A 14781-nucleotide genomic window follows, 5' to 3' on the forward strand; every position below is an offset into this window, starting at 1 on the left:
AAAAAGGGGTTATCTGTCTCTGCAAAAAATATAAGAAGTACCGAATAAAACTCATACTCTCTTATATTTTTAAAAGGACTGTATCCGTTTTGACGCTAAAAACTGGGAAAGGTTGCACTAAACAAAATAGAAACGGCTATACTATCCACTGATTATGCTCACGAAAGCCTTGCTGCGCATAACTTTTAGGACAGTATCCGTTTCGGGAAAAACATTTCAAGAATCGCTTGTCAGTTCGTTGTGAATCGCATATAAAGTCTGTACACGTTCTTCGTCGCGGCGGAAATATTCTACCAATGTTTCAATACGCGTAATCGAATCCCAACTTAAGTGATGCTCGATTCCTTCAACATCATTATAAATGTATTCCTGCTGTACTCCGATCAATCCGAGGAATTCCTCCAATAGTTGATGGCGATCAACCAGACGTTTTCCTACTTTTTTCCCTTTGTTGGTTAGGACAAGCCCACGATATTTCTCATAGATGAGATATTCGTCCTTATCCAGTTTTTGGATCATCTTGGTCACAGAGGAGGGGTGTACTTCCAGTCCCTCGGCAATATCCGAGACCCGCGCATAACCTTTCTCATCTATGAGCTTGTATATGCGCTCCAAATAATCCTCCATGCTGGGTGTTGGCATTAAACTTTACCTCTTTTCTATAATGAGCATGGCGCCGGGCCAAACCTTGCTCTAACAATGATACATGTTTCTAACGCACCTTGGCAAGTCCTTCAAAGGAACTTACAGATGAGTTGCACATGTTTACCATGCTTCTATTGGGGCTGAGTTAGACATAATAAACATACTCGTCATTCAAAAGGAGCGTGAATTTATGACTATAGTGACGCCAGAGCCCTCTACTGTAAAAAGACCCAGAAAACCTACTGCACTTTTTCTTCCAGAGCTTGTTTTCTTCGAACCGAATGCTTTAAATTACCCTAAAGGTGAAAAAATAATGGAATGGGTAAAGGCTAACAATATCCCTTATCGTATGACCACATCACATAATCGTATTATGAATTTCCCTGGTGAAACTGAGGTCGAGCAATATAAAATTGCCAAAAGAACGCTTGTTGTCGGCCTACGCAAAACTTTGAAATTTGACCAATCCAAGCCATCGGCTGATTATGCTATTCCCATTGCCACCGGCTGTATGGGGCACTGCCATTATTGCTATTTGCAGACTACCTTAGGAGCAAAGCCCTACATTCGCGTATATGTAAACACAGGTGACATTATAGATGCTGCCAAAAAATATATTGAGGAGCGCAATCCAGAAATCACCACTTTTGAAGCTGCCTGCACATCAGATCCTTTAGGACTTGAGCATATTACCGGCTCTCTGGCAGAACTAATTACATTTATGGCAAAAGAACCCCTTGGCCGTCTGCGCTTTGTGACCAAATACCAACATGTTGAACCACTGCTTGCTTTGGAGCATAAAGGACATACCCGAGTTCGCTTCAGCGTCAACGCAGATTATGTAATCAAAAATTTCGAGCCTGCCACCTCCCGCTTTGAGGAGCGTATTGAAGCCGCTGGAAAGGTAGCACGGGCGGGTTATCCTCTTGGCTTTATCATTGCTCCAATTATTTGGTATGACGGCTGGCAAGAAGGTTATGCTGAGCTACTGGCCAAGTTAGCCCAGACCCTCCCCCCTGAAGTCGGAAAAGGATTAACCTTCGAAATGATTCAGCATCGATTCACCAAAACGGCTAAGACGGTTATAGAGAAGCGCTACCCCAAATCCAAGCTAGAAATGGACATGGAGAAGCGTAAGAAGAAATGGGGACGCTGGGGACAAAATAAATATGTCTATCCAGATGAACAGCAAACCGCCCTGCGAGAGTTTATCACAGAGCGGATATTCGAACATTTTCCAGAAGCAGGAATTGATTATTTCACTTAAAAAATGAGCCAATCCGGTGTGATTCCCTGTAGCCAAACTGTGATCCGAAACATTTGATCTGTAAAGAGCAGAATGCCCATAAATACCATGAGAACGCCACCAATCTTCATCAGCACATTTGAATATTTAAGGATGCGTCTGGCTCCTCCAAGAAAGAAGGCTAAGACAAAGAATGGCAATGCGAACCCTATGCTATAAGCCGTAATTAATGTAAACCACGTGCCAGGCTCACTTGCAGAAAGTGCGATAATCGCAGTCAGAATCGGTCCAATACATGGAGACCAGCCCGCTGAAAAACCGATACCAAAAATAAAGGATCCAACATAACCCGCCGGCTTCCATTTTAAATCAAGCTTACGTTCGCGAAGTAGAAATTGCGGCTGAAAGATCCCAAGCAAAAATAATCCCATCACAATAATCAAAATCGCCGATAATTGCCGGATCAGATCACGCTGTCCATTAAAAAATTGTCCAAATAGTCCTGCACCAAATCCTAAGGTGTAAAAAACCGCTGAAAAACCTAAAATAAATGCCAATGTATGGGTTATTGTGCGTATACGGACCTCTTTGGTATTGCTACCTGACTTCAATTGCTGAACGGATAATCCGGTAATATACGATAAATAAGAGGGATAAAGCGGTAAGCAGCAGGGTGATATAAATGATGCTACCCCTGCTGCTAAGGCTATTCCTGCATTGATATTAGACAAGGTAGCGGCTCTCCTTCCAGCATTCGAATCACTTCAGGGCATACCCTATATTTTATTCGCTGTTTATGCTGGCAAACCCTTTTTACCGATCAAAGTCAACACTAATAGTGATATGAGTAAAAGCACAATGGTTGCACCAGGGGCCAGATTCCAAACTCCTGCAACCACTAATCCGCCTACAACAGCAATTTCCGAAATGATGACGGATAGAATGACTGAGGATTTAAAGCTTCGAGATAACAATAAGCTGATGGCCACAGGAATGGTCAGTAGAGCTGATACTAGCAAAGATCCAACAATTTTAATCGCAGTACTGATTACAAGCGCCGTCAGAATGGTAATCAACATGTTAAGCAGCTTCACTGGGAGTCCGCTGACACTCGCAGCATCCTCTTCAAAGCTAAGTAAGAAGAACTCCTTAAAAAACAGAGATACTACTACTACAACTGCTATCGTTACGATCCCTACTACGATTAAATCGGTATTGTCTAACGTATAAATGCTACCGAACAAGTAACTCATTACATCTGCATTATAACCTTTTCCTAAAGTGAAAAAGAGTGAGGCTAAAGCCACTCCGCCCGACATAATTATGGCTATCGAGAGCTCTGCATAACTCTTATAAGCCTTGCGCAGCTTCTCTATAGCGAAGGAAGCCACCACTGCAAAAATAAGACCTGCTCCCAGCGGGTAAAATCCTGTCAAAAAACCAAGTGCCACACCGGCAATCGTAACATGAGCCAGCGTATCCCCAATCATTGATAAACGTCTGAGCACAAGAAAAACGCCTATAAGCGGCGCTGTAATGCCTATCAGAAGACCGCCCGCAAGCGCTCGCTGAAAAAAATCGCTAAATAGAATTTCCAACTTTAACTCTCCTCCGTAGAACAATTGAAACATTTTTAAAAGCTTTTATTAAAATCTTTTTTCGATTCCTCCCAAACCCTCCCTCCTAAGGAAGGGCCCCAAGGGCTCTGCCCTCTGGACACCCGTCAAGTGCAACTGGCATAGGAGGTGGGGTTACTGAACTTAGATCAATCGGGGAAAGATCGCTTTCGCCCCTAACGGGGCACGCTTACAGCGTCGCGGTATTTAGTATACGGAAAGGATTAAAGATGAGGGAATCCCTGCTCCCACGCTCTATGTACGCCCCCAATAATCGAGTGTTCCCTTTTACTACCAGAGTTTAACTATGACCTAAGAGAGCGTGTGCTGCAGGTTCTCCTCTGTACAATTCTGCAAATCATGAGAATGACGGGAGAAAAAGTTAATCTTACCGTTCGTTTGCACAGGTTCATTCCCTAAGTAATTCTTAATCATGTCAATATCATGCGACACCATTAGGAATGTCATATGATGATGGGCATGCATATGTGTAATTAATTCAAAGAATCCTGCTTGTGATTCAGCATCAATACCGACTGTAGGCTCATCCAAAATCAGCAGATCCGGATGGTTGATCAACGCACGTGCTAGAAATACACGCTGCTGCTGGCCGCCCGACAGCTGGCCTACTCTTTTCTCCGCAATATCCTGTATCCGCATCACTTCTAGTGCATCTTCGCACTGACGATGCTGAGCCTTAGATACTCTTCGTATAAGATTCTTGTTGTTGTACAAACCAGATAGCACTACTTCACGCACCGTTGCTGGAAACAGCGGGTTGAAGGCGTTCTTTTGTGGAACATAACCTATCCGTTCCCAGTCTTTAAACTTGCGGACAGGCGTTCCAAATAGTTTGATTTCACCACTGCTTGCCGGTAGCAAACCGACGATCATCTTCATCAGTGTTGTTTTACCAGCGCCATTAGAACCAATGATACCAAGGAAGTCTCGTTCTCTTACACTATAGTTAAGATTCGAGATCACCTTCTGTTCACCATATGAAAAAGAAAGATCCTGTATATCGATGATATGCTGATGGCAGTCCAAGGATACCGATTGCATGCTTTAGCACCGCCTTTTCCTTATACTTTCCTTTTTATTGTAAAGCCATAATCAGATTTTGCAAATTTTTCTCCATCAAGGTGAAGTAGTTATCCCCGTTCTTTTCTTGCTCCGCAGTAAGACCCTCTACCGGATTAAGAACCATAGTAGACACACCAGCTTCAGCCGCTAACGTCTTAGCCAGTTTATCGGAGACAAGCTCTTCAAAAAAGATGTATTGAATCTTCTCCTCTTTAACCATCTTCGCCAGGTTTACTAAATCCTGTCCACGCGGCTCAGCGTCTGGGGATAATCCCATAATCGCATGCTGCTCAAGCTTATAGTCACGGGCAAGATAGGCAAAAGCTTGGTGCGAAACTACAATTTTGTGGTTAGGCAGCTTGGTAAGCTCCTGTTCAAATTTACTATCCAAAGCCTGTAAACGTTCAGCAAGCTTATTGTAACGCTCTTCATAACCATCTTTATGCTCAGGGTCCACAGATTGAAGGCTTTCTTTTATATTGCGCGCCATGATGATCGCTGATTTTGGACTTACCCAGGTATGTGGGTCTGTATGAAGGCTATCCTCAGAAGAATGGCTATTATGATCAGCATCATCTTCGTGATGATCCTCTTCGCCGCTTCCCCCATGATCATGTCCGTCATCTTCATCGGTCATTATTAAATTAACACCTTTACTTACTTCAACAGCTTCCACTTTACTGCTACTATCAAGTCCTTTTAGAAAATTAGGAACCCATCCCTCAAGCCCTGCTCCATTGTACAAGAATAGTTGCGCTTTGGAGGTATTGACAATATCCTGACTGCGTGGTGTCCAATCATGCGGCTCTACACCAACCGGAAGAAGATTAATGGCATTTATATCATCTCCACCAATTTCCCGAGTAAACTCATAAATAGGATAAAAAGTAGTTACAACATTTACTTTCCCTTCAACTATACTTCCACTGCTCTTAGGTCCACATGCAGTGAGTGTAAATACAAGCACCAATGCAAGTATAAGCAGACTTATTCGTGACTTCATAGCAACCATTAAATTGATCTCCCTCTCAAATCGTAATCTTTACTATTAGAAGTATAATAGTAATCATTACGATAAGTCAACAATAAATCCTAATAAGATGATTCTGAATGTTATCCCTTCTTATACGTTGAAAAAAGGAATGTTCCCACAGCCTAGCTGGCTGAAGGAGCATTCCCTTTCTTATATAACAATTACATATATAGATTCTACATAACGAATCTTACTTCACAATAGCTCCATTTGGCATGCTATCTGGAACTGTGGCGATGGTTAACTGGTCACCTTTAGAAGCCGCTAAAATCATCCCTTGGGACAATTCTCCGCGCAGTTTCACTGGCTTCAGGTTCACAATACAAATCACTTTTTGGCCTACCAGCTCTTCCGGTGTGTAAAACTTCGCGATACCAGAAACGACTTGACGCTGCTCATAACCTAGATCCAGCTGCAGCTTCAGCAGCTTGTCGGCTTTCTTCACAGGCTCAGCTGCAATGACCTGAGCTACCCGAAGCTCAGCCTTGGCGAAATCGTCGATGCCGATCTCTTCTTTATGCTCTTCCTCAGGCTCGGATACCACAGGAGCCGCAGGTGCTGCTTCGGTCGCTTCAGCAGCCGGTTTACCAGCGCCCATGGCTTCGGCGATATAAGCTACTTCTTGCTCCACATCCAGACGAGGGAAGATTGGATTGCCTTTCACCAGCTTTGTTCCTGCCGGAATCAGACCAAAGGTCTTGCCGCTGTCCCATGTCGTTAATTCACCAACTTCGATGCCAAGCTGTTCCCAAATCTTCGCTGGGGTTTGCGTCAAGAACGGCTGCAGTAGAATGGAAGCGGTGCGAAGACCTTCCACAAGATGTCTCATTACGGAAGCCAACTCAGCTGTTCTGCTCTCATCCTTAGCAAGCACCCAAGGCTGTGTCTCATCAATATATTTATTGGTGCGGCTGATAAAGATCCCGATCGCTGTTAGCGCTACGGAGAACTCCATTTTTTCCATCGCTTCTTCTACTTTGGCATAAGTATTCTCTGCCGCAGCTTGAAGCTCACCATCAAATGCTGTTACATTTCCTTCATACGCTGGAAGCTCTCCACCGAAATACTTCTCTACCATCGCACCTGTCCGGTTCAACAGGTTACCAAGGTCATTAGCAAGATCATAGTTAACCCGATCTACAAAGCTTTCCGGTGTGAATGTACCATCCGAACCAAACGGTACTTCCCGTAGCAGGTAATAACGAAGTGCATCCAGGCCGTAACGATCAATTAATGTAACTGGATCTACTACGTTCCCTTTGGATTTTGACATTTTGCCATCCTTCATGAGCAGCCAGCCATGAGCAAATACCTTTTTTGGAAGAGGCTCACCCAGCGCCATTAGAATGATTGGCCAGTAAATCGTATGGAAACGGACGATTTCTTTGCCGACAATATGCACATCAGCAGGCCAGAAATTATCGTACAAACAGCGATCCTCGGAACCGTAACCCAAAGCAGTAATGTAATTTGTCAATGCATCGATCCATACGTACACTACATGCTTTTCATCGCCTTTAACCTTAACACCCCAATCGAAAGTCGTACGGGAAACCGCAAGATCCTCCAGACCAGGCTTGATAAAGTTGTTAATCATTTCGTTTTTACGGGATTCCGGCAAAATAAACTCCGGATTCTCCTCATAAAATTGCAGCAATCGATCTGCATATTTACTCATCCGGAAGAAATAACTCGCTTCCTTCACAAGTTCAACCGGATGACCGCTATCAGGGCTTTTTGCACCAATGATTACGCCATTGTCATCTCGAACGATATCGACCAATTGTGTTTCTGTATAGAAGGTTTCATCCGGAATACTGTACCAGCCTTCATATTCGCCTTTATAGATGTCACCTTGCTTGAGCAGTCGATCAAAAATATCCTGAACTACCTTCTTATGACGTTCTTCCGTTGTGCGGATAAAGTCATCATTGGAGATGTCTAGCTTGCGCCATAATTCCTTAATGCCAACAACGATGTCATCAACGAACTGCTGAGGGGTTTTGCCTGCTTCCTCTGCCTTCCGTTCAATCTTTTGACCATGCTCGTCTGTACCTGTAAGATACCTTACATCATAGCCTCGTAGACGTTTGTAGCGGGCCATTGCATCTCCAGCTACGGTAGAATAAGCATGTCCGATATGCAGCTTATCACTCGGATAGTAGATAGGTGTAGTTAAGTAAAAAGTTTTCTTTTCGCTCATTGATTAATCATCCTTTCTTTCATAAAAAGACAAAAAACTCCCGCCCCTTTAATGGGGCGAGAGTATAACTCACGCGATACCACCCAAATTTCCTGTCTCTTCACAGAGATCAGGCTTCGCCAGTTCCCTCTCGGGAACTGTCCATTAACGCTGGAACACGCCGTTATCTTACGTGAACCTCAATTGCAGTTCCCGCTCGAACACAGTTCCTCCCGGACCATATTCAATCAAACGCTCCATACCGGCTTTCAGCTCGTTCCGGCTCTCTGTAATGGGCGTACCGATTTACTCATCCGTTCCTCGGAATTCATACTATTACCTGTGAATATACCCAATGGCAAGGGCTCGTGTCAAGTCGCGCGAGCAGAATCCTTCTTCGTAGGGTGTTCCTCAAGAGGCGGAACCGGATCAAGTCCCCCTGGATTGAAGGGATGGCATCTAGCAATCCGCTTGGCAGCAAGCCATGAACCTTTAAGTGGACCATGGACTTCAATAGCTTCTAGTGCATAGGCAGAGCAGGTTGGATAGAAGCGACAAGTGGCAGGCTTAATCGGGGAAATGTACTTGCGGTACACCCGAATGGGAGCCTGAATCGTTCTACGAAGGGTAGCCATCCTTAGACCCCTTTTTTACGATTAGCTGCTGCGACTAGTTCTTCTTCCCGGTTCTCTTCACATTCCTTGCAATAACCGAACACCTCAAATTTATGCTTGACTACCCGGAATTGATCAGGTGTATCCGTTAAATTCATCGGGCAGAAATTAATCGGGTAGGTTTTCTCGCATTGAAGGCAGATCATATGATGATGGTGATCCTGATGATTGCAGCTTCCCTTGAATTTCACGCCGTCTTCAAAGACGATTTGTTCAAGTACACCAAGCTCTTCCATTACACGCAGATTGCGGTACACGGTATCAAAGCTAAGTCCGCTATACTTGCGGCCCATATGCTCATAGACATCCTTCGCTGACAAATAACCCTTATTCTCGCCGAATAACTTGGCAAGCGTTTTGCGTTGGTCGGTGATTCGCAGACCTTGCCCCGACATGACCTCTAATATTTGTTCTGTCGACAGCATACGCTCATCTCCCATTACATTTCAGTTCATTTCATTTATGCTTCACTCTCTTAATAATGCCCCAAAATAAATGCCCCGTCAATGAAACAACCAAGTGCATGAGCGTTCATCAGAGTAAAATCATACATTTAAATACAAAAAGTCCAGCTGAGTATTCCTTTGCGGAATATTCAGCCGGACTTTTATTTCAGGTGAATCCCAAATAACTTAAAGGATGGACCTATTTTGTTATTTCTTCGCTGGCAGCGGTGTAACCAGGAAATTCACCGGCAAGTTACTACCAGAAGCTGCTGTGAACAAAATCTCCACGGAGCCGCCATAATCGCCAGTACGATAAATCACACTGTTCATATCAGCACTAGAGAGACTTCCTGAATTCGGCATTTGTACGATTTGACCATTAACCATAACTGGTCCCATGTAATTACCGCCACGTGGATTAAACGTAATCAATGAATTAGGTGCAACACGGTCGAATTTGATTTTGTATAACACACCAAAGTTACCTGCATTGGATGCTTCAGTACCATTCATTGGGTCTACACCGGTCAAATTCAAATCACTCGAATTGTCACCGAGAAGAAGTCTCGCAGGAGTTGTTCCTACTTCGTCGGTAACCGTGATGATGCGTGTAGAATCAGCATAAGTTCCTCGGTTATGCACCCCATCACGATCCAATATTGGAAGTGTAGGAAGTGTAGTTAGAGGATCTTTATTCGCTTCGATCATCATGACATTATATTCAATAGGATAATCGCTAAACAAATCCGCTTGGAGGGATACAATCTCGCCTGGTTTCATTGCAATTTTGTTTAGATCCGTAAGAATCGAGACGCTTTCTCCTGGTTGAAGGACCGTTGTCTTATAATGTTCCCTAGTAATCATAGACTTCCAGTAACGTTCCACAGACATTTTACCAGTGCCTTCTGGAAATGAACTTGGACCGCCAAAGCCTACATACTCTGTTGTAATTGTCGTAGGGTACAGATTGTTATTCTTAGCAATCACATACACCTTCGTTTTAATATTCATATTATTCTTATGGTGGACCAAGAAGCGAGTTCCGCCGAATGATGTTTCTTTATATGTGATTCCTTCCGTATTCACTGTTTCTGGACTATTACTGCGAATAAGGTTATATGGCTCAGAAGAAAGATTATAGGCTACCTTCTGCCAAGTTGGAACCATCGATCCGTCGATGTTAAATACGCTACCCGGAGCACCGAATAATCTATAGAAATCTTCTTTACTGTACAAGATTTCATCTGAAATATTAATGGTTTTCTCAAAAGTGCTGATTGCGCCATGTGAATCTTTGACTTGAATAGCGACTGTTGCTGGACCTGGTGTAAAGAAAGCTTCTGCTTTGTTCGTCCAAGTCACTTCAATTGGATCACCGTCTGGGTCGCTGCTTAGATCCGAATAAGTGATCATTTCACCCATCTTGTAAGAATCTTTGTCTGTCGTGAAATTAGCGACTGGCGGTGTATTTGGTTTTAGTACGTTGATGGTCACAGAGTAAGGATCACTCCACTGTCCATTCGCATCCATAACGGAATAGGATACTACATAAAATCCTGGTGTATCATAGATATCTTGCTTATTTCCTTCCCAGCGTTCATCGACAATGGCCGTACCATTCGGTGAAGAGCTGGAAGTTACAAAATTCACAGGATCACCAGCATAAATTTCAGTTGGAACTGTAAAAGAAGCTTTTGGCTTCGTGTTCAACGTAAGAATTACTCGTTTTTGCACATTATCAACGGTATAAGGAATGCCTAATGCCCCGGTGATGGACGTCAAAGGAACCATGAATGTACCATTAGTTTGGTAAGCTGGACCTTTCATCGTCACATTTTTACCATTAACGGAATAGATCTTACTGTCCGTTTTAAAGCGCATTACGTCGCTTCCTTTGGTAACAATGGTCTCTTTCGTTTTATAATCGTAAATGTATTTCACACCTACGCGTTCTACCATAGCTCGGATCGAAACGTATGAGACGCCATTCTTCACGGCCATTGGCTGATTAGCCAAATACTCAACGCCGTTTTGGTACATTTTGTTGCTGTTCATCATAAGTACAAGCTGATTACTAGCTGCAGCACGAACACCATCCGTTGGTGTAGGTTGTGTAGTGGTTTCAGGTGTTGCACTTGGGAGTGGTGTAGCCGTTGGTGCAGTTGTTGCTGTAGGTTCGGATGTTGTTGTCGGTTCAGTTGTTGTCGTCGGTTCAGCTGTTGCCCCAGGGATTGGAGTTGGAGTTGGTGTAGGTGATACGACTCCCCCTGGTACCTCAGTTGGCATTGGCGGTAATGGGTCAGTAGCTTCTGGCATTACATCCGTCGCAGATGTGGCAGCTGCTCCTACTGCATTGGTATTACCTGAGGTACTATTGACAGATTCAGCAAAAGCCGGCACTGCCGAGGCGGCCTGAGATATGGCCAAAACAGCAACTAACGTTAATTTCTTCAAATCCATGATATGACTCCTCTGCTCCTATTTGTAAATATAAGTAGGTCTCTGTCTTTTTCATACTCCTCTTATATTCCCCGCAAAAACGCAACCGCTCTCAGCGGAGCGGAAGAATTGCTTTTTGCCACGTTCGTTATAACAAAACATAGTATTAGACGCATCCGACCGCAAAAAGTTTCATTTTAAAGTAAAGAAAGATTAACCCAGTATTAAAACAAGCAAAAATAACCCTTCATCCGCTACCCGAAAAATATGAGATTATCCATATAAATATGTGTATTTTACGGCAAGGTATATTCGCTTTCATTTGCTTTTGTTACAATGTATGGAAGAATATCTTTTCATGCGGGTGATGACATGTCCAAGAAAATCTCCATCCTCGTTCAATTAATCATGGGTTTCTCACTGATCATTTTCACTATCGTAGCCTTTACGATTTTTTTGTCCTACCGATCGTCATCCCAAGCCGTTCTTAACCGGTCGAACCAATATATTCTGGAGTCCGTCAAACAACTTCAAGGTAAAATGGACGCTATCCTTCAAGATAACGACAAACTCTCTTCTACGATCATGTTCAGTCCCTTGATTCAAGAAACACTAGGAGACTTAGCAGAATCCCGCACACCTCCTACTGACGCTATGGATATCACCCGCTACATCGATCAACAGACACGTTCCATCAATTATGACATCCAGTTCAAGCTGCTCGGACTTTCAGATAATCAGGTATATACCAATAGCAGCTCCTTAAAAGTAATCTGGGACAGCGAGAGAGAAATCCGCGGCGCCTATTGGTTTCCAGCTATAGCCCAGAATAACGGCCGTATGCTCTGGTTTGGTGTAGATGTATGGCAGAACGGCACGATCCCAGTGGTCATGGGAGCTAGGCAAATTAATGATTGGAATGATTTAAATCGGCTAGGAACCCTATTTCTCGTCCTTCCTGTGGAGGTTATCCATAACGCTGTCAGCCAATTTCATCTTGGTAAGAATGAGAAAATTCAAATTGTTGATTCCTTCAACACCATTGTTTATTCCACCGATCCAGATGAGATAGGTCTGTATATGGATGATAGAATTCTAAGTCAATTCAGTAATCATAAAGCACGAATCATCCCAAATACCATAAACTCCCGCAATATGTTCGTATCCTACGCTTATTCCCCCTACAGCGAGTGGAGCATTTTTGCTTACATTGATTCTAAAGAAGCTGTTAAAGATTTAAATGGCATTCGCAGAAATATTATTTTAATTGGCCTGCTCGGGATGGCCGCAGCGTTATTATTTACCTTCTTTTTCTCGTGGACACTGTCTAAGCCGCTTCGTAATCTCGCAACCAAGCTAAGCAACGTTGAACGCGGAACCACGCTACCGTTTGTAAAAACAACCATGAATAAAGAAATGGCTATCCTATACTCAAGCTATAACTCCATGCTTCAAAACCTAGACCATACGATTGCTGACCTCTCAAGCAAACAAATCAGTGAAAAACAAGCTCAGATCGTAGCTCTTAAAGCACAGTTTCGCCCTCATTTTCTTTACAATACATTGAACACCATCTATTGGTCACTGGCTAATAAACATATGCGAGAAGAGTCACAGATGGTTATTGCACTAAGCGATTTGCTTCGATACAGCATTGATCGTGGATCGGAATTTGTTACGGTTGATGAGGATTTACAACAACTAGAAAGGTTCATTTACCTGCAAAAACTACGCTACGAGGACAAACTACAGGTTGATCTGCACGTGAATCCTGAGGTCATGAATAGGCAGCTTATGAAGCTAACCCTTCAGCCCCTTGTAGAGAATGCTATCACGCATGGACTTGAACCTACACTACGCGAAGTATGGCTTATACGTATTCGGGCCTATAGTGAAGGCAACTCACTTGTGCTAACAGTAGAAGATAACGGAGAAGGCATGAGCGAGGCAAGAATGGAAGAGGCCTTAATCAGCGGCGAGGTTAATCCGGAGAAGCTGCTCCACACGGGTATCGGTCTCTCCAATCTGAATCATCGTATAGAACTAATCTATGGACATGGATTTGGCCTTCATTTATCAACCAGCGAGCTCGGAGGCTTACTCGTAAAAGTCACTGTTCCATTACAGTTCGATCAAGGGTAGGGGGCGAAGTGATGAAAGTGTTAATTGTTGACGACGAAAGTTTTGTCCGACGATCCCTGTCAGAAATGCTGGGAAGTGCGAACCATAATTTTAGCATCATTGGTTCAGTAGAGAACGGATTAGAAGCGATACAACTGTTAAAAGAGCAGGCAATTGACCTTGTAATATCAGACATACGTATGCCTGGCATGGATGGACTCGAGCTTTCTAAGCATATCCATGAATGTTACCCTGACACCGAGACGATACTGCTCACTGGTTATCAGGATTTCTCCTATGCCAGCCAAGCCATAAGGTACGGTGTACGAGAATATCTGGTCAAGCCAAATTCAGTTGAAAATATCCTCGAAGTCGTAACAAGTGTGTATCAACGTCTGGAATTGAAGAAGCAACACAGGCAAGTCTCGCAGCTGCGAGAAAAGAATCTTCGGGAGAAACGCCTTTCTGATCTACTTTATGGCATTCCATTACCCTACTTTGAAGAACAGCTCATACCTCCCTTTCATTCTTTTGTCATCATTACTGTAAATCACCTAGGTGATGTTATGCCACAGTACTGGTCTGAACAAGCGATGTATGCAGCCGTAATCAATATATTAGAAGAGTGTTTTTCGCTTTACGCTAATGTTGTCGGCATTCAAGAGGAGCAAGAAGCGATAATCATGTTGTTTTATCCCGATGAACAATCCGAAAGAATCGATGAGGCGCTAACTCAGGAAATGATGATTAAGCTGTCTAGCCTCTTGAAATCGCCTTTCAGCGCGGGTATCTCCAACCCTCACTATGATCTTGGAGCCCTCGCAACAGCTTATCATGAGAGCCTGCAGGCATGCCAACAGCTCAAAAAGGATAGTACCCGACCCGTGATCTATTATAGTGATGTATCCATGTGCTCAGCTTCTCCACAGCTTACGGAACAACTACAGGTGAAGGCTACACGCAGGGTAATCTCTATGATGATTGAGGCTATGAATTCGCGACTCCAAGAGAACCTCTCTCTCAAAATGATTGCAGATGAATTATACATGAATCCAACCTATCTGGGTCGTCTGTTCAAAGACGATGTAGGAGAATGCTTCTCTAGTTTTCTTACCAAGCTTCGTATTCAAAAAGCGATAGAACTGCTAAATAATGTTACGCTCAAAGTTTACGAGGTTAGCGAATTAGTTGGCTTTAAAGATCCTGCGTACTTCAGCCTCATATTCAAGAAATACATGGGTATGACTCCTCAGGAATTTCAGAAGCACAACAAATAAAGACGAGGTGTGTTCTCTT

Annotated in this window: 12 protein-coding genes; 3 read left to right on the forward strand and 9 right to left on the reverse strand. The window is 43.5% G+C overall.

Annotated elements, in window-relative coordinates; all coding sequences use genetic code 11:
* Positions 1–216 precede the first annotated feature (216 nt).
* Positions 217–642, reverse strand: coding sequence for a transcriptional regulator MntR (gene mntR / locus H70737_RS21420; RefSeq protein WP_042190488.1), 426 nt, complete (start codon positions 640–642; stop codon positions 217–219).
* Between the two features lie 193 nt (positions 643–835).
* Between mntR and splB the strand changes: the two genes are divergently transcribed.
* On the forward strand, positions 836–1912 hold the full coding sequence (gene splB / locus H70737_RS21425; protein ID WP_042190490.1) for a spore photoproduct lyase: 1077 nt from the start codon (positions 836–838) through the stop codon (positions 1910–1912).
* On the opposite strand, the gene H70737_RS21430 is transcribed toward splB, so the two are convergent.
* From H70737_RS21430 to H70737_RS21465, 8 genes are all read right to left on the reverse strand, one after another.
* A complete protein-coding gene (locus tag H70737_RS21430) occupies positions 1909–2622 on the reverse strand; it encodes a cytochrome c biogenesis CcdA family protein (RefSeq protein WP_042190493.1) in 714 nt (237 codons plus the stop codon). The genes splB and H70737_RS21430 overlap by 4 nt on opposite strands.
* Before the next feature lie 63 nt (positions 2623–2685).
* Positions 2686–3489, reverse strand: coding sequence for a metal ABC transporter permease (locus H70737_RS21435; protein ID WP_042194307.1), 804 nt, complete (start codon positions 3487–3489; stop codon positions 2686–2688).
* Positions 3490–3819: 330 nt separating this feature from the next.
* Positions 3820–4569: a metal ABC transporter ATP-binding protein gene (locus H70737_RS21440; RefSeq protein ID WP_042190495.1), complete on the reverse strand. Its 750-nt coding sequence runs from the start codon at positions 4567–4569 to the stop codon at positions 3820–3822.
* A gap of 34 nt (positions 4570–4603) precedes the next feature.
* Positions 4604–5602 (reverse strand): metal ABC transporter solute-binding protein, Zn/Mn family, encoded by a 999-nt coding sequence (locus tag H70737_RS21445; RefSeq protein WP_042190497.1) that lies wholly within the window; start codon positions 5600–5602, stop codon positions 4604–4606.
* 211 nt (positions 5603–5813) lie between these two features.
* Positions 5814–7826, reverse strand: a complete 2013-nt coding sequence (metG, locus tag H70737_RS21450) for a methionine--tRNA ligase (RefSeq protein WP_042190499.1) — start codon at positions 7824–7826, stop codon at positions 5814–5816.
* A gap of 350 nt (positions 7827–8176) precedes the next feature.
* A complete protein-coding gene (gene yidD, locus H70737_RS21455; protein ID WP_042190501.1) occupies positions 8177–8440 on the reverse strand; it encodes a membrane protein insertion efficiency factor YidD in 264 nt (87 codons plus the stop codon).
* A 2-nt stretch (positions 8441–8442) separates the two neighbouring features.
* Positions 8443–8904, reverse strand: a complete 462-nt coding sequence (locus tag H70737_RS21460) for a Fur family transcriptional regulator (RefSeq protein ID WP_042190503.1) — start codon at positions 8902–8904, stop codon at positions 8443–8445.
* Between the two features lie 228 nt (positions 8905–9132).
* Positions 9133–11385, reverse strand: a complete 2253-nt coding sequence (locus H70737_RS21465; RefSeq protein WP_042190505.1) for a copper amine oxidase N-terminal domain-containing protein — start codon at positions 11383–11385, stop codon at positions 9133–9135.
* A 351-nt stretch (positions 11386–11736) separates the two neighbouring features.
* Here H70737_RS21465 and H70737_RS21470 point away from each other — a divergent pair, with 351 nt between their 5' ends.
* Complete coding sequence (locus H70737_RS21470) at positions 11737–13506, forward strand: sensor histidine kinase (RefSeq protein ID WP_042190508.1); 1770 nt, start codon at positions 11737–11739, stop codon at positions 13504–13506.
* Between the two features lie 11 nt (positions 13507–13517).
* Complete coding sequence (locus H70737_RS21475; protein ID WP_042190510.1) at positions 13518–14762, forward strand: response regulator; 1245 nt, start codon at positions 13518–13520, stop codon at positions 14760–14762.
* Positions 14763–14781: the final 19 nt, after the last annotated feature.

Source organism: Paenibacillus sp. FSL H7-0737 (genome assembly GCF_000758545.1).
Taxonomy (GTDB): Bacteria; Bacillota; Bacilli; order Paenibacillales; family Paenibacillaceae; genus Paenibacillus_AQ.

Coding starts and splice junctions, on each gene's coding strand:
- mntR (WP_042190488.1), bottom strand. CDS start 642: ATGCCAACACCCAGCATGGAGGATTATTTGGAGCGCATATACAAGCTC.
- splB (WP_042190490.1), top strand. CDS start 836: ATGACTATAGTGACGCCAGAGCCCTCTACTGTAAAAAGACCCAGAAAA.
- H70737_RS21440 (WP_042190495.1), bottom strand. CDS start 4,569: ATGCAATCGGTATCCTTGGACTGCCATCAGCATATCATCGATATACAG.
- H70737_RS21445 (WP_042190497.1), bottom strand. CDS start 5,602: ATGGTTGCTATGAAGTCACGAATAAGTCTGCTTATACTTGCATTGGTG.
- metG (WP_042190499.1), bottom strand. CDS start 7,826: ATGAGCGAAAAGAAAACTTTTTACTTAACTACACCTATCTACTATCCG.
- yidD (WP_042190501.1), bottom strand. CDS start 8,440: ATGGCTACCCTTCGTAGAACGATTCAGGCTCCCATTCGGGTGTACCGC.
- H70737_RS21460 (WP_042190503.1), bottom strand. CDS start 8,904: ATGCTGTCGACAGAACAAATATTAGAGGTCATGTCGGGGCAAGGTCTG.
- H70737_RS21465 (WP_042190505.1), bottom strand. CDS start 11,385: ATGGATTTGAAGAAATTAACGTTAGTTGCTGTTTTGGCCATATCTCAG.
- H70737_RS21470 (WP_042190508.1), top strand. CDS start 11,737: ATGTCCAAGAAAATCTCCATCCTCGTTCAATTAATCATGGGTTTCTCA.
- H70737_RS21475 (WP_042190510.1), top strand. CDS start 13,518: ATGAAAGTGTTAATTGTTGACGACGAAAGTTTTGTCCGACGATCCCTG.